Consider the following 17,120-nt stretch of genomic DNA (forward strand, 5'->3'; position numbering starts at 1 on the left):
CAGCAGCGGCGATATATAACTATATGAAAGGTTTGAAGAATAAATCTAGAACTTTTTATCGATCCGCCGAATTTCGCCTCAGTTGTCGTCATGCCGACGGCGCTGCAACAGCGGCACGAGGTACACCGGCACCCGCGACAACTGCAGGACCCGCGCTGCGGTGCGGCCCAAGTGTGCCTGCGCACCGGTGCCATGGCTGTGACTTCCGACAATCAACAGATCGACTGCCAGCCGTTGCGCGTGGGTGAGAATGACCTGCGAAGGATCCCCCTGGAGCACCTGGACCGACTGGATCATCGCCAGGTCCTGCTGCCCTTCCCCCAACTCCTCGCGAAAGCTGTCCAATACCCGTTGCTCGATATTGGCCATCACGGTGTTAAGACCCTGGCTGTGCAATTCGTTCAATGCCTGCTCGTCCAGATAGCTCTGCAACACCGACTCCGCAAACAACCCCATGGGTTCGACCGCGTGCACCACATGCAAGTCGGCCTTGAACGTTCGAGCCAGACCCAGCGCATGCTGCATGACGTAAGGCGCATACAGGCCGAGGTCGGTGGCATACAGCATCGAACGAATCATGGGACCTCCTCGATTGCCAGAATGGCGGAGATGGATTGAGCTTAGCAGCGCACCGGACAGTTCGGCGCCCTGCTGGTCGGGCTAATCCGTAGCCTGGGGTTCGTTGCTGATGCCGTGGGGAACATGGCCGGTGGCGACCACTTCGCGGGCTCTTTCGCAGTGCCCGGTCTGGTCGTCGAAAAACACATCCGCGGCAAAGGCCTCGAGGAACGCCGACTTGTCCAGGCCACCGAGGAACAGCGACTCGTCGAGGCGAATGTCCCATTCGCGCAAGGTGCGGATCACCCGTTCGTGGGCTGGCGCCGAGCGGGCGGTGACCAACGCGGTGCGGATCGGACAGGCCTCGTCGGCGAACTCGCGCTGCAGCAGGTTGAGCGCCGCCAGGAAGCCCTTGAAAGGCCCGCCACGCAGCGGCTCGCGGGCCGACTGGCGCTCGGCGGCCTGGAAGGCCGCCAGCCCGCCGAGCTGGTAGATCCGCTCCGACTCATCGGAAAACAGCACCGCATCGCCGTCGAAGGCGATGCGCAACTCGGCGCTGGCCGCCCGGCGGGCACCACCGGCCAGGATGGTCGCCGCGGCAAATCCGGCCTCCAGGGCGCTGCGCACGTCTTCAGCGTGGGTCGACAGAAACAGATGACAGCCAAAAGCCGCCAGATAGGGATAGGGAGTACGTCCGCCGGCAAACGCCGCTCGGGAAATATCCAGGCCGTAATGCTGGATCGAGTTGAACACCCGCAGGCCGGTGTCGGCACTGTTGCGCGACACCAGCACCACTTCGACCCGCGAACGCCCCAGGCTGGCATTGAGGCTCAGAAGCTTCTGCACCAGGGGAAACGCCTCACCCGGCTCGAGAATCTCCTCCTCGTGTTCGATCTGATACTTGCGATAGGCCTCCACCCCCTGGCTCAGATAGACCTGATGGCTTTCACTGAGGTCGAACAGCGCCCGCGAGGAAATCGCCAGTACCAACTTGCCGCCAAGGCTGTTTGCCATGATGTTCTCCCGATGGTCTCAGCGGTTGTGCACGTCGATGAAATCCAGAGCCTGATACAGGGCGCGGATCTTCGGCAAGTCACAACCGGCCTCAAGGGCGGCAGCCAGCGGACGGACGTAGATCGCCTCCAGTTCCAGCGCCCGCCTGTGGATAAAGTCGTGGTACATGCTTGGCCAATAGTCCGGCATCTTTTCCGTGACCTTGAACAGGTGCTCGGCGTAGCCGGCCGGCAAGACATGCCCACAGGCCTGCGCGCCCTGCACCACCTCCGCCATGAGTGCCTGCACCAGTTCGCGGCTGCTGGCATCGCTCATCAGCGGCGTGGTGCTGGCCCGCAGCAGCACCGACAGGCCGTTGTACGGCACGTTCCATACCAGCTTCTGCCAGCGCGCCTGCTCCAGGTTGGCCATGGCCCGGGATTCGATACCGGCCAGGCGGAACAGCGCGGCGCCCTCCTCGACCAGCGCCTGGCGGGCGCCCTCGTCATCGAACAACGGGCCACTGTGATAACCGAGGTTCACCGAGCCCAGCGCCTGATGCACCACCGCCCCCGGACCGGTGCGATGCACGCAGATGAAGCACAGCCCACCGAGCAGGTGCAGCGAGTCGGGCAGCAACGGACGCAACTGTTCCTCGACACCCAGGCCATTCTGCAACAACAGCACCCGGGCGCCGGGCGCTGCGACCTTGGCGATCAGCGGAGCGAGTTCGGCATTGGCGGTGGCCTTGGCCCCCACCAGCAGCCAGTCGCAGGGCGGCAGGTCTTCGGCCGAAGCATAGGCCTGCACCGGGTTCAGGTGTAGCTGGCCGTGGACAGCACTGTCGATCCGCAACCCGTTTTCAGCCACGGCGGAAAACTCGCTGCGCAGTAGAAAGTGCACGTCGAAACCGGCACGCGCCAGCATCACCCCGTAGAACCCGCCGATCGCCCCGGTACCGATGATGCCGATACGCGGCCTGTTCGTTGAAACTGTCATGGCTGCTCCTTTATGCAAAGCTGTCGTGATTCGAGAAACCTCAAGGTCTGGAGCAGTGTCTGCGTCCTGGGCATTTCGCAGCCGGCAGGTGCCAGCATGCCCCCGTAGACACCACCGATGCCCGGCGACGCTGCCTGGTTCATGGCAACTCCTCGGGGACACGCCTCAGGGCCTGCCGCAGTCCCTCGCTCAGCTCACGCAGGGCCAGGGGAGCACGCAGTGCCCCCTGGAACCGACCGTCCCGGACCACGAACAGCGCCGGCAGGTGAAAGACCTCGTAGCGCTGGACCAAGCCGCCATTGTCACCGGCATCGATCCAGCACAGGCGGTCGACCGGCAACCCCAGCCCCGGCAGTGCCTGGCGGGCGAAACGGCAGGACGCGCAACCGGCACTGGTGAAGATCAGCAATGAAACCCCCGGCAGGTCGAGCAGTTGGCGGTCCGCATCAAAATCGGACAACTCGACCCCCTTCACTATACTGGGGAAAGGTTTTTCCGGTGACCGGCACACGGAGTCGTTTGTCATGGTGCGCTTTCTACCTCATCCCGTAGACGTTCCAGTGAAACTGACCTTGCTCGAACACTCGTGCATCTCGAGGCACCGCCTGCACTGCCTCAGCCTCGGCGGCATCGCCTGCCACTCGCCACGGGCCTGGCGGCATGGCTCGGCCCTGGAGATGCGTATCCCGAGCCTGGGCGACAGCGCATGTTACTCCGGCTACGTGGCCTGGTGCCTGAAACGCAAGCATGTATTTCTGGTGGGCATCGCCTTCGTCGACGAGCAGACCCTGTTCGGCGCGCGCATGGGCGAGCAGATCTGCCAGATCGAACGCTACCGGCGCGCCCGCCAGCAACTCGACGCCGGGCCGCAGAGCATCGAGGCGATTGCCCGCGAATGGGTGCAACGGCATGCCGGCGATTTCTCCCATGCCAGCCTCGAACGCCCCTTTACCCGGGCCCTGCTCGATTAATCCGGCCTTTGCCCATTGCCCGGTTACGGCCTAACGCGCTAAGGTTCGGCTCCCCGACACGCTCATATCGCTGTGCTCCGCCGCGCGGGGCTGGCGACGGCACCCGTGACCTGACGAGTAACACGATGGCTGATTTACCGATCAACGACCTTAACGTCGCCTCCAACGAGACGCTGATCACGCCTGATCAGCTCAAGCGTGACATTCCCCTGAGCGAGGCTGCCCTGCGCACCGTGACCCGGGGCCGCGAGGTGATTCGCAACATTCTCGATGGCAAGGACCATCGCCTGTTCGTCGTCATCGGGCCCTGCTCGATCCACGACATCAAGGCTGCCCACGAATATGCCGAACGCCTCAAGGTGCTCGCTGCCGAAGTCTCCGACAGCCTGTACCTGGTGATGCGCGTGTACTTCGAGAAGCCGCGGACCACGGTCGGCTGGAAAGGCCTGATCAACGACCCGTACCTGGATGACTCGTTCAAGATCCAGGATGGCCTGCACATCGGTCGCCAACTGCTGCTGGACCTGGCCGAAATGGGCCTGCCCACCGCCACCGAAGCGCTCGACCCGATCTCGCCGCAGTACCTGCAGGACCTGATCAGCTGGTCGGCCATCGGTGCCCGTACCACCGAATCCCAGACCCACCGCGAAATGGCTTCCGGCCTGTCCTCGGCGGTCGGCTTCAAGAACGGTACCGATGGCGGCCTGACCGTGGCGATCAACGCCCTGCAGTCGGTCTCCAAGCCGCACCGCTTCCTCGGCATCAACCAGGAAGGCGGCGTGTCGATCGTCACCACCAAGGGCAACGCCTACGGTCACGTGGTGCTGCGCGGCGGCAACGGCAAGCCCAACTATGACTCGGTGAGCGTTGCGCTCTGCGAGCAGGCGTTGAGCAAGGCCGGGATCAAGAACAACATCATGGTCGATTGCAGCCACGCCAACTCCAACAAGGACCCGGCGCTGCAACCGCTGGTGATGGAGAACGTCGCCAACCAGATCCTCGAAGGCAACCAGTCGATCATCGGCCTGATGGTCGAAAGCCACCTGAACTGGGGCTGCCAGGCAATTCCGAAGGACCTCGCCGACCTGCAGTACGGCGTGTCGATCACCGACGCCTGCATCGACTGGGACAGCACCGAGAAGACCTTGCGCAGCATGCACGCCAAGCTCAAGGACGTACTGCCCAAGCGGGCCCGCGGCTGATCGCACAGCGATTGCGCAGAAACAAAGACGCCGGGCAATGCCCGGCGTTTTCATGTCTGTTCGATGGGATCAGGTCTTAGCGGCGTGCCGCTGATGCCGTTCCATGTAGCGTTCCACATAGGAGCAGGAAGGGATGACGGTGTACCCCATGCGTTCGGCGTACTCCAGCGCCTGCTCGGTCAGCGCCGCTGCAATGCCTCGGCCACGCAACGCGTTGGGCACGAAGGTGCGGTAGATATCCAGGGTCTGCTTACCCAGGTCCATATAGGTCAGGTAGGCACGATGACCGTCCACATTGGTCTCGAACTGATGACCAGCCTGGTCATGGTGGATGGACAACGCCTCGCTCATCACTACTCCTCGCGGGTCTTGGTATTCGACCCTACCTTACCGATGTTTTTCCGGCGAAGGAACCTCTACGCCACCCCGTGCCTGTTTGGACAACGAGAACAGCCGACCGCTCCCTGAAAAAACGAGCACGTATCAAATAGTAGGCACCCTTGGCAAAAATGCTCAAGACACGCTCGTCACGTCGCCCGGCACCGTTCGGATCATGGCACGGGCCAACACTCCCTGGCGGGCGAGAAGCTGAACATGGGCTGAAAATTGCCGGAATGTCATGTTGTATGACGCACACTCCCGGTTAAAGTCACTTTCCAACTAGCAAAAGATACTCCCCGCCACGTGGACGGTAGGGAACAAGAGTTACCCGTTGCGGTCAGAACGAGGCCTGGATACAACCGGACACTTGCCACCTGTTGCATGACGGGCCGACTGAAGATCGCATAAAGCGCTCGGAACGGGCTTTACCACTGTATGTTTTTTATACAGTGCCAGGCAAAGTTAGCTGAAAAACATTCTGTACCAAGAATTTTTTTTGCTTCTTGCGTTACGTCAGTTTACTTACTACAAGTAATGGGTAGTATGTACGCCGGCTATTTCCTCACTCTGGGGTTATGGTCATTAATAGAAAGTCCTTGAAGGGGAACACGATGAACAACGTTCTGAAATTCTCGGCTCTGGCCCTGGCCGCTGTACTGGCTACCGGTTGCAGCAGCGCATCGAAAGAAACCGAAGCTCGTCTGACTGCTACCGAAGACGCAGCTGCTCGTGCTCAGGCTCGTGCTGACGAAGCCTACCGCAAAGCTGATGAAGCTCTGGCTGCTGCTCAAAAAGCACAACAGACTGCTGACGAAGCGAACGAGCGCGCTCTGCGCATGCTGGAAAAAGCAAGCCGCAAGTAATAGTCCTTCGGGGCTGTTATCAAGCCGATCCATCCTTGGATCGGCTTTTTTATGCCCGCCCGCTTTATGGGCGGGCATGAAAAACCCGCCTGGCGCGCAAGGCCCCAGGCGGGTCGTTCGAAGCCGTTACTGCTGAAGGTCGATCGGTGCGCTCGAGACCACCGGCGCCGCGCCCGGCACAGCGATTTCGGTCGGCAGACCATCTTCGGCCGCGACCACGTCGCGCACCTGGTCCCAGTTCACCCGCAGGTTCTTTGCCAGGTCGTCACGCTTGAGCAGGGCGTTGATCACCGCGGTGTGCTTGTCGACCACCGACGGGTTGCCATTGTCGTCCAGCGGCGTGTGCGCCTCCAGGTAGACCTTGCCGCCACTGACACCGAACTTGTAGGCCTCGTTGATGATCCGCACCGAGGTGCCGACCGGCACCATGCCGGCCATCTCCAGCACGTTGTTGTTGAACATGCGGAAGCAGCCGTGACTGGTACGGGTACCGATACCGAACTTCATGTTCGAACCGTGAATCAGGTAGCCCGGCGTGCCCAGGGTGAACTTGAACGGGCCCAGCGGATTGTCCGGACCGGCCGGCACCACGTTGGGCAGCGGATCGCCGTTGGCGGCATGTTCGGCCTTGATCGAGGCCGGCGGCGTCCAGGTCGGGTTCGGTGTCTTGGCGGTGATGGTAGTGTGGGCGATCGGCGAGCCCCAGCCTTCACGCCCGATACCCAGCGGGAAGGTGTAGACCACGTTGCGTCCCTTGGGGAAGTAGTACAGGCGATATTCGGCCAGGTTGATCACGATGCCTTCACGGGGCCCCGGCGGCAGGATGAAGCGGGTCGGCAGGACGATATCGGTACCCGCACCCGGCAACCAGGCGTCGACCCCCGGGTTGGCCGCGACCATCTCCGAGTAGCCCAGGTCGTAGGTGGTACCGAGGTCGGCAAAGGTATCTTCATACTTGGCCTTGATCACCTGGACCTGGCCGACGATATCCTCGCCCGGCGGCGGCAACGGCAATTCCAGCGCGGAAACGGGACCCGCCGCACACAGGGCGGCAATGGACAGGCAACGGGTGACGGCAGGAAAGCGCGACAGCATCCGGGAAATCCTTCGCATGATCATCGGAGAAATAAAGTTCGATTGTACACCTGCCGCCAGCCGCCCGGCAGGACATTGGCGGCGCTTCAGCTGGCAGACAGGCAGGTTTTACAGTTCGAAACGCAATTCCGGCCAGATCGGTGGCGTACCGCGTTTCTGGGACTCGAGAATCGCCCGGCAGAACGGGCACAGGCGCTGGTCGCGGAAAATCGACTTGTCCACCCCCGACCAGCGCGGCTGCGCCGGCAGCAGGCTGCCACAGAGCGTGCGATCGGCGGAGCCACCCAGTTCCAGCTGACGCGTGACCAGATGCACCCGCACTTCTTGGCAGGCGAACAGATCCAGCTGCTCGTCGGGCTCGATCAGTTGGTAGGCAAATAGGGACCAGGCGGGACGCTGCATCGGGGGCTCCTGACAGGGGGGCGCCACATTAGCCGAAAAACCGCCGGTAAAAAAGCTCAAAGCAGCGGTTTCAGGGTCGGCCAGACGTTATTGAGCAACTTGTCCTGACCAGCGGGCCCCGGGTGGATCCCGTCGGCCTGCATCAGCTCCGGATGGCCGCCCACGCCCTCGAGAAAAAACGGCACCAGCGCGACGTTTTTCTCTTCGGCCAGGGCCGGGTAGACCTCGGCGAACGCCTGGGTGTAGCGGGCACCGTAATTGGGTGGCAACTGCATGCCGAGCAACAGCACCTTGGCCCCGCTGGCCCGGGAGTTGTCGATCATCGATGCAAGATTTTGTTTCAATTGTGTAGGAAGCTGCCCACGCAGGCCATCATTGCCACCCAACTCGATGATCACCAGCTCCGGCTTGTGCTGCGCAAGCAGCGCCGGCAGCCGCGCCTGGCCGCCTGCACTGGTGTCGCCGCTGATGGAGGCATTGACCACCTTGTCCTTGAAACCCTCGTCCCTGAGCCGCTTTTCCAGCAGGGCGACCCAGCCGACACGGGTATCCAGGCCGAAAGCCGCGCTGATACTATCGCCAACGATCAGGACCGTGCCCGCCGCCGCATTCTGAGCCATGCACATCAGCGCCAGGCCGGCACTCAAAAACCAAACTCGCATCGGATTCTCCATGGGCGAAAGCATTCTCACCGCGCAGAACCTTAGCAAAGTGGTTTCCAGCACGGAAGGCGAACTGACCATCCTGCACCCTCTTTCCCTGCACCTGAACAAGGGTGACAGCCTGGCCATCGTCGGCGCGTCCGGCTCCGGCAAATCCACCCTGCTCGGCCTGCTGGCCGGCCTCGACCTGCCCAGCGGTGGCGAAGTGACCCTGGCCGGACGCGCCCTGAGCAGCCTCGACGAAGACCAGCGCGCGCGTATCCGCGCCGAGCATGTCGGCTTCGTGTTCCAGAGTTTCCAACTGCTCGACAGCCTCAATGCCCTGGAAAACGTCATGCTGCCACTGGAGCTGGACGGCCGCAGCGACGCCCGGGAACGCGCCCGCGGCCTGCTGGAACGGGTCGGCCTGGGCAAGCGGCTGACCCACTCGCCACGGCAGTTGTCCGGCGGCGAACAGCAGCGGGTGGCCATCGCCCGGGCCTTTGCCGCCGAGCCGGACGTCCTGTTCGCCGACGAGCCCACCGGCAACCTCGACAGCCACACCGGCGAACGCATCAGCGACCTGCTGTTCGAACTGAACAAGGAGCGCGGCACCACCCTGGTGCTGGTGACCCATGATGAACGCCTGGCCCATCGCTGCCGGCGCCTGATCCGCCTTGATGCCGGCCAGCTGGTCGCGCCCCTGGAGCCTTGATGGCACGCCTGCCGCTGTTGCGCCTGTTCAGTCTCGCCACCCGCCAACTGCAGCGCGATGCCCGCGCCGGCGAGTTGCGGGTGCTGTTTTTCGCCCTGCTGGTCGCCGTGGCGGCCAGTACCGCGATCGGTTATTTCGGTGCCCGCCTGAACGGCGCGATGATGCTGCGTGCCACCGAATTCCTCGCCGCCGACCTGGTGCTCGACGGTACCTCCAAGGCTCGTCCGGAGCAGGTCCAGAGTGGCCGCGAGCTCGGTCTCGAGCATGCCCGGGTGGTCGAGTTCTCCAGCGTGATCGCCACCGACAATGGCATCCAGCTCTCGAGCATCAAGGCGGCGGACGAGCACTACCCCCTGCGTGGCGAGCTCAGGAGCGCCGCCGAGCCCTTCGGCGCCGAAACCGCCGGCGGCGGCCCAACCCCTGGTGAAGCCTGGGTCGAGGCGCGACTGATGACCGCCCTGAATCTGAAGATCGGCGACAGCATCGACGTCGGCATGAAGACCGTCCGTATCGCCCGGGTGCTCACCTACGAACCGGACCGTGCCGCCAATTTCTACAGCCTGACCCCGCGGGTGCTGATCAACCTGGCGGACCTGGAAGCCACCGGTGTCGTGCAACCCGGCAGCCGGGTCAATTTCCGCGAGCTCTGGCGGGGTCCGGCCAGCGCCCTGGCGACCTATCGCGACCTGCTCAAGCCGGGGCTGGCGGCCAACCAGCGGCTGCTCGACGCCCGCGACGGCAACCAGCAGATCGGCGGCGCCCTGGGCAAGGCCGAGCGCTACCTGAACATGGCGAGCCTGGTCGCGGTGCTGCTGTCCGGCGTGGCGGTGGCGCTCAGCGCCAGCCGTTTCGCCGCCCGCCGCTTCGATGCCAGTGCGCTGTTACGCTGCCTGGGGCTGTCGCGCCGGGAAACCATGACCCTGTTCAGCCTGCAACTGGCGATCCTCGGCCTGCTCGCCAGCATCAGCGGCGCCCTGCTCGGCTGGCTGGCCCAACTGGGCCTGTTCCAGTTGCTGCACAACCTGCTGCCCGCCGATGTGCCACCCGGCGGCCTGACACCGGCACTGGCCGGCATCGGTACCGGGCTAGTGGCCCTGGCCGGCTTCGCCCTGCCGCCGCTGGCGGCGCTGGGCCGGGTGCCACCGCTGCGGGTACTGCGCCGCGACCTGCTGCCGATTCCCGCCAGCACCTGGATGGTCTACGGTACCGCGCTGCTGGCCCTCGGCCTGATCATGTGGCGCCTGAGCCTGGACCTGGTACTGACCTTCGCCCTGCTCGGTGGCGGCGTGATTGCCGCCCTGTTGCTCGGCGGCCTGATGCTGCTCGGCTTGCAGAGCCTGCGCCGGCTGCTGGCCCAGGCCTCACTGCCCTGGCGCCTGGGTCTGGGCCAGTTGCTGCGCCATCCACTGGCCGCCGCCGGGCAATCCCTGGCCTTCGGCCTGATCCTGCTGTCCATGGCCCTGATCGCGCTGCTGCGCGGCGAACTGCTGGACACCTGGCAGAACCAGTTGCCGAAGAACGCACCGAACTACTTCGCGCTGAACATCCTGCCCGCGGACAAGGACGGTTTCCGCGCTCACCTGATCAGGCTGTCGGCACAGTCGGCACCGATCTACCCGGTGGTGCCGGGGCGCCTGATCAGCATCAACGGCGAGCCGGTACAGGACATCGTCAGCAAGGACACCGCCGGTGACCGGGCGATCCAGCGCGACCTCAGCCTGACCTGGGCCGCCGACCTGCCGGCGGGCAATAGCCTGACCGCCGGCAACTGGTGGTCGAACCTGCCCGGCAGCGACATTCCCGAGGTGTCGGTGGAGGCCAAGGTGGCCACCAGCCTGAAGATCAAGCTGGGCGACCACCTGGTGTTCAGCGTCGGTGGCAGCCAGCGGGAGGCGCGCGTCAGCAGCCTGCGCAGCATCAACTGGGACAACTTCCAGCCGAACTTCTTCATGATCTTCCAGCCCGGCACCTTGCAGGACCTGCCGGCCACCTACCTGACCAGCTTCTATCTGGCGCCCGGTCACGACAAGGACATCGTCGAGCTGTCCCGGGCCTTCCCGGCGGCGACCATCCTGCAGGTCGAGGCCCTGCTCGAACAGCTGCGCAGCATCCTCGCGCAGGTCACCATCGCGGTGGAATACGTACTGCTGTTCGTCCTGGCGGCGGGCATGGCGGTGCTGTTCTCCGGCCTGCAGGCAACCCTGGACGAACGCATTCGCCAGGGGGCCCTGGTGCGGGCGCTGGGTGCGCAACGGCGGTTGCTGGTCAAGGCGCGGAGAATCGAATTCGGCCTGCTCGGTGCCGCCAGTGGCCTGCTCGCCGCGCTCGGCGCGGAACTGGTGAGCCTGGTGCTGTACCGGTTCGCCTTCGACCTGCCCTGGCACCCGCATCCCTGGCTGTTGCTGCTGCCGCTGATCGGCGCCCTGATGATCGGCGGTGCCGGCGTCTTCGGCACCCGTCGGGCGCTGAATGCCAGCCCGCTGACAGTGCTGCGCGAGGGCTGATAGACTCGCGCCCTGTTTGTCCAATGGAATGACGATGAGCCGTTATCGCCCTCCCCGCACCGCCGGCACCGCCCTGATCACCCCCGAGGGCGAGGCCCGCATGCGCGCCGAACTGCATGAACTGTGGCACGTGCGCCGGCCGCAGGTCACGCAAGCGGTCAGCGAGGCGGCCGCCCAGGGCGATCGTTCGGAAAACGCCGAATACACCTATGGCAAGAAAATGCTGCGCGAGATCGACAGCCGCGTGCGCTTCCTGACCAAGCGCCTGGAAAACCTCAAGGTGGTCGGCGAACGCCCAAGCGATCCGAACAAGGTCTATTTCGGCGCCTGGGTCACCATCGAGAACGAGGAAGGCAAGGAGTCGCGCTACCGCATCGTCGGCCCGGACGAACTGGACCTGAAGCTGAACCTGATCAGCATCGACTCACCCCTGGCCCGTGCCCTGATCGGCAAGACGCTGGATGCCGAAGTGCGGGTGATGACCCCGACGGGCGAGCAACTGGTGTACATCACGGCAATCGACTATCCCTGATTCGCGGCGCCCACTTCGCGGATACTTCCGCGAAGGGCCTCACCCAAATCCCTTAAAGACTCACCGCCGGGTGATCAGCCCCTGCCGCGCCACCCGCGTCAACTGCCGAATCACCACCTCGGCCCGCTCCGCACTCGGCGACTGGATCACCGCCATGTCGAAACTGTCGCTGGCAAAGCGCTCCAGCGAATCGCCATCTTCGGCAAACTGGATCAGGAACGCCGAAGCCCGTCCCTTGCGACGCGGCCAGCCGTCCAGGCAACGCAGCAGCGTCGGCTGATTCTGGCCGCACAGGAGAATTTTCGGGTTGCGTTCGGGAAGGTTGGCCGTGATCGGCACCAGACGTACAACAGGGCGTGGATTGTTCAACGTGCGTGTCTCCGCCTCAACGATCTGCCGGGCAGGTGTGAGGCAACACCGAACCAGCGCTTTAGCGGTATTTCGAAGCCTGGACCAGGCCTCTGGCGGAGTGTTGTGGACTCCCCTGGCGCCCCGCAAGTAGCTGTTTAAATCGGCGCATGCAAAGCATCCTAGAGAAGCGCGGGGGGCACTGTCAAGAATCGCGCCGGACGGTGTCCCGTAAAAGCATGACAACGAAAAAGGCCCGCAAGTGCGGGCCTTTGGTGATCATCGGGGGATATCAGCGGTTGATGATGCCATCGACCGAGGCCTTGCCGGCGCCTTCGATCAGCACGGCGAGGGTGCCACCCAGCAGCGCCAGGGCGAACTCGTAGCCGTTGTTGCTCATGAACAGGCCGTTGTGGATGTGCACCGAGAGGATCGCCACCACCAGGGTGAAGGTCAGGCCCAACGCCGCAGGACGTGCCAGCAGGCCGATGATCAGCGCCAGGCCGCCGAAGAACTCGGTGCCGCCAGCCAGCAGCGCCATCAGGTGGCCCGGTGCCAGGCCGATGCTTTCCATCCACTGTGCGGTACCCGCCAGGCCATAGCCACCGAACAGGCCGAAGAGTTTTTGCGCGCCGTGGGCGGCGAAGATGATCCCCACCAGAATCCGCAGGATGGTGAGGCCGTAGCCGGCACGGGTGTTCAGAACGCGTTGGGTCAGAGTGCTCATGGTTGAATCCTTAATTCAAATGTCGAGTTGATGGGCGCCATACTAATCAGTTTTTAAAATGAAAAAAGCGCAAAAAACCTGACATAACAATCGAACTATTCGATCATTTCCGTGAAGCAATCTTCCTTCCGTTGTGTTCCAGAGAATCCCTTTCCAGGGAACCGCGCTCCCGATCGAACGCCAGGTAATACTTGTTCACACTATTAACATAGTTGACCGGAGCCATTCCTACCTGCTCCATCGCCACCCGTTCAACCTGGAAAAACCACTGGTTGGGATTCAGGCCGCGCCGCCGCGCCTCGGTGCGCATGCCCTGGACCCGCTCGGGGCCCATGTTGTAGGCGGCCAGGACAAAAGCCATGCGTTCGCGTTCGTTGAGCTTGGGGCTGGCGAAGAACTTGCGGCGGATCATCGCCAGGTAGCGGGCCGCGGCCTGCACGTTGTTATCGACATTCTGGATATTGCCCACCCCGACCCGCTGGGCCGCCGACGGGGTAATCTGCAACAACCCGGTGGCACCGCTCGCGCCACGGGCATTGGGATCCAGCGCCGACTCCTTGAACGCCAGCGCCGCCAGGTTCAGCCAGTCAATACCCTGGGCCTGGGCATGCCGCTGCAGCACCGGCCGCAGCTTCTCCAGCTTCTGCCGGTCATCGCGGGCCAGCGGGTAATGCACCTGGTACAGGCGCCGATAGATGCGCAGGAAGGCCGCATCCTGGTCGGAGGGCGATTTGTAGGTCTTGAAAAAACGATCGATGCTGGCCAGCAACATCGACGCGTCACGCCGCACGAACCAGCGCATCTGTCCCGGCTCGCCGACCAGCACCTGCCGGTCGAAGCGCAGCTTGGGCATGATCCTGGCCCAGCGCTCGGCAATCGGCTGCTCGACGACGGTCAGGTGAAAGATCCCGCCCTGGACCATTTCCAGCACGTCCTCCACCGCCAGGCTCGGGTCGACCCATTCGACCTTCACCGGCGCCAGCTTGTGCAGGGCCAGCTTCTGGTTGATCTGGTTCACCGCATCGGCGGCGGCGCTGCCGGTGGCTAGGGTCAGCGTGCGTCCGGAAAGCTGTTCGACCCGGGTAATGCGCTTTTCCCCCTTGAGCCCCACCAGCAGCAGCGGCACCGGGTTGCCGATCGGCTCGCTGGCGCTGACCGCATGCCCGGCTTGCGCCTCGAGCAGTTCGCCCGGCGCGACCAGGTCGCCTTCACCCCGCTGCAGTGCGCCAAGCAACTGGTCCTTGGCCTTGGGGATGAGCTTGAGGGTGATTTCCTGATTGTCCCGGGCATGCCCGTTCAGGTACTGCTCGAAGGCCCGCAGCCGGTGGTACTCGACCCCGATCGCCTCGCCCTGGATTTCTCCCGAGCTGTTGCGACTCTGGTTGACCAGCACCCGCAGGACACGGCTGCCGCGGATTTCCGCCAGGTCGCGGACCTTGCCCGGATGGCCGATTTCCAATGGCCCAGCCAGCCGCGCTACCGCCGGCAACGGCAGCAGGAACAGGCACAGCAGGAGCAACAGCGAGGGTCGCTTCATCCGTTCTCCGCAAAGAATACTGTCCCGCCGCAAGCCCCATGGCCTGGTACGGGTCGTTGGAACCGAGCGTCTCTGTGAACGCGAATCAAGGTGCGCAAGACGGGTACGGCAGCGGCCTGAAGGCTGGCACTGCTCGCTTGCGGCCTTAAAAGACAGTCATAACTCGTTGTAGTTCTTGGTTTTTATTATAAATCTACAGCTCTGATATGCTTTGTGGCCTGCGGCCTGAGGACGAACCATGCAACTCATCGATATCGGCGTCAACCTGACCAACTCGGCTTTTTCCGGAAAACACCGGGAAATACTCGACCGCGCACAGGCCGCCGGGGTCTGCCAACTGGTCGTCACCGGCACCAGCATCGAGGGCAGCGAGCAGGCCCTGGAGCTATGCCGGACGCTGGATGAGAGCGGTCGCCAGCTGTTCGCCACGGCCGGTATCCACCCCCACTCCGCCAGCGACTGGAATGCCGACAGTGCCGCTCGTCTGAAAACCCTGCTCAGGGAAGCCAACGTCTGCGCGGTCGGTGAATGCGGGCTGGATTTCAACCGCGATTTCTCGCCACGCCCACAACAGGAAAAAGTCCTCGAGGAACACCTGGCCCTGGCGGTGGAACTGCAACTGCCGGTGTTCCTCCACGAACGCGATGCCAACCCGCGCCTGCTGCAGATCCTGCGCGACTACCGCGACCGCCTGCCGGCCGCCGTGGTGCACTGCTTCACCGGCGAACAGCGGGCGCTGTTCAGCTATCTGGACCTGGACCTGCACATCGGCATCACCGGCTGGATCTGCGACGAACGCCGCGGCACCCACCTGCACCCGCTGGTACGGGAAATTCCCCGTGGCCGCCTGATGCTGGAGAGCGATGCGCCCTACCTGCTGCCCCGCAGCCTGCGGCCCAAGCCGAAGAACGGACGCAACGAACCGGCATTCCTCACCGAAGTCCTGCGTGAAGTGGCCCTGCACCGCGGCGAAACCGAGGCCGACCTGGCCGCCCACAGCAGCGCCTGCGCCCGGGCGTTCTTTGGCCTGCCGCCGATTGCTTGACCCATATCAACACGTCTTCACTTTGCGCGGGACACAATGATGGCACCTTGCCAATACTGTTTCCGCTCAATCAGAGAAGACCTTCCATGGGTGCCTGGCTTAGCAATATCTCGCTGAAATACAAATTCTGGGCCGTCAACGCAGTGGCCTTCGTCACCACCCTGTTGCTGGTGCTGTACGCGGTACAGTTGGAGCAGCAGGCCCGCACCGACGCCGCGCGCGCCGCCGCCCAGGCCGAGGCGCGGCTGCTGGCCAGTTGGCCCGCCGGCCAGCCCCTGCCGCAGAACGACCAGTTGCTGGTGTTCCAGAGCGGCCAGACGCCCAGCCTCAACGGCCAGATGCTGCCACGCCTGAGCGACGCCCAGGGCTGGGTCGGCTACGACTACATGCCGCTGTTCGGCGACAACCCTTTGCTCGGTGCCGAAGTGGTCAGCCATGGCACCCAGCGGGTGGCCGTACTCGCCTACGCGCCGAGCCTGGCGCAGGTGTTCGGCGAGCGCTTCACCCAATACGCCGTGGCCGTGTTCATCCTGATGCTGGCGATGCTCTGCGCCTCGCAGTTGCTGATCCGCTTCCTGCTCAGCCAGCTCAACACCCTCAAGGACGTGATGCTGCACGTGGAAAAGACCGGCGACCTGTCCGCCCGCGTGCCGCTGGCGTGCAAGGATGAAGTCGGCCAGATGGCCAGCGCCTTCAACGCCATGCAGGCCGGCTACCAGCGCGTGGTCGGCACCGTCGCCCGCACCGCCGCGCAGTTGGATGTCGGCGCGGCGCGCCTGGCCTCGAGCATGAACGATGTGCAGCACGGCATGCTCGGCCAGCAGAGCGAAACCGACCAGGCCGCCACCGCCATCAACGAGATGACCGCGACGGTCTATCACATCGCCCAGCATGCCGGCGCCACCCGCGACCTGTCGAAGACCGCCGACACCCTGGCCGGCAGCGGCCAGGAAGTGGTCAGCCGTGTCCAGCAGTCGATCGCCGGCCTGTCCAGCGGCGTACAGCAGACCGCCGAGATGATCCAGCGCCTGGCCGAGGACAGCCAGAAGATCAACGGCGTGGTCAGTGTGATCCACAGCATCGCCGAGCAGACCAACCTGCTCGCCCTGAACGCGGCGATCGAAGCCGCCCGGGCCGGTGAAATGGGCCGGGGTTTCGCGGTGGTCGCCGACGAGGTGCGCAACCTGGCCAAGCGTGTGCAGACCTCCACCGATGAAATCACCACCATGGTCTCGGCCCTGCAGTCCGGCACCCGCGATGCCGTGGATTTCATGCAGGAAAGCTCGTTCAAGGCCGACGACTGCGTACAGCAAGCCCAGGAGGCCGGGGCCGCCCTGGCCGAAATCACCGGCGCGGTCGCGCAGATGCGCGAGAGCAATACCCAGATCGCCGTGGCCGCCGAGCAGCAGAGTCAGGTCGCCGAGGAGATGAACCGGGCCGTGGTGAGCATCCGGGATGTCACCGAAAACACCGTGCAACAGACCGTGGACTCGGCCAGCACCAGCAATGAACTGGCGACCCTGGCCGGTGAACTGAACAGGGCCATTGGCCAGCTCAAGCTATAGGTGCGATAGCAACAGTTGATTCGTCGCCGACGTTTGCCCGGC

Annotated in this window: 19 protein-coding genes; 8 read left to right on the top strand and 11 right to left on the bottom strand. The window is 63.9% G+C overall.

The window, feature by feature from the left end; translation table 11 throughout:
• Window positions 1–78: 78 nt before the first annotated feature.
• The 4 genes from ACMGT0_RS23970 to ACMGT0_RS23985 all read right to left on the bottom strand — a co-directional run bounded on the left by ACMGT0_RS23970 (window position 79) and on the right by ACMGT0_RS23985 (window position 3,076).
• Window positions 79–579, bottom strand: a complete 501-nt coding sequence (locus ACMGT0_RS23970) for a universal stress protein (protein ID WP_054063045.1) — start codon at window positions 577–579, stop codon at window positions 79–81.
• 81 nt (window positions 580–660) lie between these two features.
• Window positions 661–1,572 (bottom strand): 5'-nucleotidase, encoded by a 912-nt coding sequence (locus tag ACMGT0_RS23975; RefSeq protein WP_054063046.1) that lies wholly within the window; start codon window positions 1,570–1,572, stop codon window positions 661–663.
• An 18-nt stretch (window positions 1,573–1,590) separates the two neighbouring features.
• Entirely contained in the window at window positions 1,591–2,550 is a 960-nt protein-coding gene (locus ACMGT0_RS23980; RefSeq protein ID WP_054060737.1) for a putative 2-dehydropantoate 2-reductase, read from the bottom strand.
• Between the two features lie 139 nt (window positions 2,551–2,689).
• Complete coding sequence (locus tag ACMGT0_RS23985; RefSeq protein ID WP_273825189.1) at window positions 2,690–3,076, bottom strand: thioredoxin family protein; 387 nt, start codon at window positions 3,074–3,076, stop codon at window positions 2,690–2,692.
• Between ACMGT0_RS23985 and ACMGT0_RS23990 the strand changes: the two genes are divergently transcribed.
• Both ACMGT0_RS23990 and ACMGT0_RS23995 read left to right on the top strand, forming a co-directional pair.
• Window positions 3,075–3,521: a PilZ domain-containing protein gene (locus tag ACMGT0_RS23990; RefSeq protein ID WP_054060739.1), complete on the top strand. Its 447-nt coding sequence runs from the start codon at window positions 3,075–3,077 to the stop codon at window positions 3,519–3,521. The two genes, ACMGT0_RS23985 and ACMGT0_RS23990, sit on opposite strands and share 2 nt — an antisense overlap.
• A gap of 125 nt (window positions 3,522–3,646) precedes the next feature.
• On the top strand, window positions 3,647–4,723 hold the full coding sequence (locus ACMGT0_RS23995; RefSeq protein ID WP_054060740.1) for a 3-deoxy-7-phosphoheptulonate synthase: 1,077 nt from the start codon (window positions 3,647–3,649) through the stop codon (window positions 4,721–4,723).
• A 69-nt stretch (window positions 4,724–4,792) separates the two neighbouring features.
• On the opposite strand, the gene ACMGT0_RS24000 is transcribed toward ACMGT0_RS23995, so the two are convergent.
• Window positions 4,793–5,074, bottom strand: a complete 282-nt coding sequence (locus ACMGT0_RS24000) for a GNAT family N-acetyltransferase (RefSeq protein WP_010448985.1) — start codon at window positions 5,072–5,074, stop codon at window positions 4,793–4,795.
• A gap of 641 nt (window positions 5,075–5,715) precedes the next feature.
• Here ACMGT0_RS24000 and oprI point away from each other — a divergent pair.
• Window positions 5,716–5,967, top strand: coding sequence for an outer membrane lipoprotei OprI (oprI, locus tag ACMGT0_RS24005; protein WP_011335311.1), 252 nt, complete (start codon window positions 5,716–5,718; stop codon window positions 5,965–5,967).
• A gap of 126 nt (window positions 5,968–6,093) precedes the next feature.
• Here oprI and ACMGT0_RS24010 read toward each other — a convergent pair whose 3' ends face one another.
• From ACMGT0_RS24010 to ACMGT0_RS24020, 3 genes are all read right to left on the bottom strand, one after another.
• Window positions 6,094–7,062, bottom strand: coding sequence for a L,D-transpeptidase family protein (locus ACMGT0_RS24010; protein WP_054060741.1), 969 nt, complete (start codon window positions 7,060–7,062; stop codon window positions 6,094–6,096).
• A 108-nt stretch (window positions 7,063–7,170) separates the two neighbouring features.
• Window positions 7,171–7,464, bottom strand: a complete 294-nt coding sequence (locus ACMGT0_RS24015; RefSeq protein ID WP_054060742.1) for a hypothetical protein — start codon at window positions 7,462–7,464, stop codon at window positions 7,171–7,173.
• Between the two features lie 56 nt (window positions 7,465–7,520).
• A complete protein-coding gene (locus ACMGT0_RS24020; protein ID WP_054060743.1) occupies window positions 7,521–8,126 on the bottom strand; it encodes an arylesterase in 606 nt (201 codons plus the stop codon).
• Between the two features lie 10 nt (window positions 8,127–8,136).
• Between ACMGT0_RS24020 and ACMGT0_RS24025 the strand changes: the two genes are divergently transcribed.
• Genes ACMGT0_RS24025 through greB form a run of 3 tightly spaced genes read left to right on the top strand, consistent with a single transcriptional unit; the run spans window position 8,137 to window position 11,856 of the window.
• A complete protein-coding gene (locus ACMGT0_RS24025; protein ID WP_054063047.1) occupies window positions 8,137–8,820 on the top strand; it encodes an ABC transporter ATP-binding protein in 684 nt (227 codons plus the stop codon).
• Window positions 8,820–11,324, top strand: a complete 2,505-nt coding sequence (locus ACMGT0_RS24030; RefSeq protein WP_416770110.1) for an ABC transporter permease — start codon at window positions 8,820–8,822, stop codon at window positions 11,322–11,324. Before ACMGT0_RS24025 ends, ACMGT0_RS24030 begins: the two co-directional genes overlap by 1 nt.
• 34 nt (window positions 11,325–11,358) lie before the next feature.
• Window positions 11,359–11,856 carry a transcription elongation factor GreB gene (gene greB / locus ACMGT0_RS24035; protein ID WP_054060666.1) on the top strand — a complete coding sequence of 166 codons (498 nt, stop codon included), beginning with the start codon at window positions 11,359–11,361 and terminating at the stop codon, window positions 11,854–11,856.
• 60 nt (window positions 11,857–11,916) lie between these two features.
• On the opposite strand, the gene ACMGT0_RS24040 is transcribed toward greB, so the two are convergent.
• The 3 genes from ACMGT0_RS24040 to ACMGT0_RS24050 all read right to left on the bottom strand — a co-directional run bounded on the left by ACMGT0_RS24040 (window position 11,917) and on the right by ACMGT0_RS24050 (window position 14,468).
• Complete coding sequence (locus ACMGT0_RS24040) at window positions 11,917–12,225, bottom strand: class I SAM-dependent methyltransferase (RefSeq protein ID WP_416770112.1); 309 nt, start codon at window positions 12,223–12,225, stop codon at window positions 11,917–11,919.
• 271 nt (window positions 12,226–12,496) lie between these two features.
• Window positions 12,497–12,931: a DoxX family protein gene (locus ACMGT0_RS24045; protein ID WP_416770114.1), complete on the bottom strand. Its 435-nt coding sequence runs from the start codon at window positions 12,929–12,931 to the stop codon at window positions 12,497–12,499.
• A 103-nt stretch (window positions 12,932–13,034) separates the two neighbouring features.
• Window positions 13,035–14,468, bottom strand: a complete 1,434-nt coding sequence (locus ACMGT0_RS24050; RefSeq protein ID WP_054060669.1) for a transglycosylase SLT domain-containing protein — start codon at window positions 14,466–14,468, stop codon at window positions 13,035–13,037.
• A 238-nt stretch (window positions 14,469–14,706) separates the two neighbouring features.
• On the opposite strand from ACMGT0_RS24050, the gene ACMGT0_RS24055 reads away from it, so the two are divergent.
• Together ACMGT0_RS24055 and ACMGT0_RS24060 are read left to right on the top strand one after the other, a co-directional pair.
• Window positions 14,707–15,513 (top strand): TatD family hydrolase, encoded by an 807-nt coding sequence (locus ACMGT0_RS24055; RefSeq protein WP_416770116.1) that lies wholly within the window; start codon window positions 14,707–14,709, stop codon window positions 15,511–15,513.
• 86 nt (window positions 15,514–15,599) lie between these two features.
• Entirely contained in the window at window positions 15,600–17,078 is a 1,479-nt protein-coding gene (locus ACMGT0_RS24060) for a methyl-accepting chemotaxis protein (protein ID WP_054063051.1), read from the top strand.
• Window positions 17,079–17,120 lie beyond the last annotated feature (42 nt).

The sequence above is a fragment of the Pseudomonas sp. RHF3.3-3 genome (assembly GCF_048069595.1).
Taxonomy (GTDB): Bacteria; Pseudomonadota; Gammaproteobacteria; order Pseudomonadales; family Pseudomonadaceae; genus Aquipseudomonas; species Aquipseudomonas fuscovaginae_B.

Excerpts from the sequence above, each read along its gene's own strand:
- ACMGT0_RS23970 (WP_054063045.1), bottom strand. The coding sequence starts at position 579 with ATGATTCGTTCGATGCTGTATGCCACCGACCTCGGCCTGTATGCGCCT.
- ACMGT0_RS23975 (WP_054063046.1), bottom strand. The coding sequence starts at position 1,572 with ATGGCAAACAGCCTTGGCGGCAAGTTGGTACTGGCGATTTCCTCGCGG.
- ACMGT0_RS23980 (WP_054060737.1), bottom strand. The coding sequence starts at position 2,550 with ATGACAGTTTCAACGAACAGGCCGCGTATCGGCATCATCGGTACCGGG.
- ACMGT0_RS23990 (WP_054060739.1), top strand. The coding sequence starts at position 3,075 with ATGGTGCGCTTTCTACCTCATCCCGTAGACGTTCCAGTGAAACTGACC.
- ACMGT0_RS23985 (WP_273825189.1), bottom strand. The coding sequence starts at position 3,076 with ATGACAAACGACTCCGTGTGCCGGTCACCGGAAAAACCTTTCCCCAGT.
- ACMGT0_RS23995 (WP_054060740.1), top strand. The coding sequence starts at position 3,647 with ATGGCTGATTTACCGATCAACGACCTTAACGTCGCCTCCAACGAGACG.
- ACMGT0_RS24000 (WP_010448985.1), bottom strand. The coding sequence starts at position 5,074 with ATGAGCGAGGCGTTGTCCATCCACCATGACCAGGCTGGTCATCAGTTC.
- oprI (WP_011335311.1), top strand. The coding sequence starts at position 5,716 with ATGAACAACGTTCTGAAATTCTCGGCTCTGGCCCTGGCCGCTGTACTG.
- ACMGT0_RS24010 (WP_054060741.1), bottom strand. The coding sequence starts at position 7,062 with ATGCTGTCGCGCTTTCCTGCCGTCACCCGTTGCCTGTCCATTGCCGCC.
- ACMGT0_RS24015 (WP_054060742.1), bottom strand. The coding sequence starts at position 7,464 with ATGCAGCGTCCCGCCTGGTCCCTATTTGCCTACCAACTGATCGAGCCC.
- ACMGT0_RS24020 (WP_054060743.1), bottom strand. The coding sequence starts at position 8,126 with ATGCGAGTTTGGTTTTTGAGTGCCGGCCTGGCGCTGATGTGCATGGCT.
- ACMGT0_RS24025 (WP_054063047.1), top strand. The coding sequence starts at position 8,137 with ATGGGCGAAAGCATTCTCACCGCGCAGAACCTTAGCAAAGTGGTTTCC.
- ACMGT0_RS24030 (WP_416770110.1), top strand. The coding sequence starts at position 8,820 with ATGGCACGCCTGCCGCTGTTGCGCCTGTTCAGTCTCGCCACCCGCCAA.
- greB (WP_054060666.1), top strand. The coding sequence starts at position 11,359 with ATGAGCCGTTATCGCCCTCCCCGCACCGCCGGCACCGCCCTGATCACC.
- ACMGT0_RS24045 (WP_416770114.1), bottom strand. The coding sequence starts at position 12,931 with ATGAGCACTCTGACCCAACGCGTTCTGAACACCCGTGCCGGCTACGGC.
- ACMGT0_RS24050 (WP_054060669.1), bottom strand. The coding sequence starts at position 14,468 with ATGAAGCGACCCTCGCTGTTGCTCCTGCTGTGCCTGTTCCTGCTGCCG.
- ACMGT0_RS24055 (WP_416770116.1), top strand. The coding sequence starts at position 14,707 with ATGCAACTCATCGATATCGGCGTCAACCTGACCAACTCGGCTTTTTCC.
- ACMGT0_RS24060 (WP_054063051.1), top strand. The coding sequence starts at position 15,600 with ATGGGTGCCTGGCTTAGCAATATCTCGCTGAAATACAAATTCTGGGCC.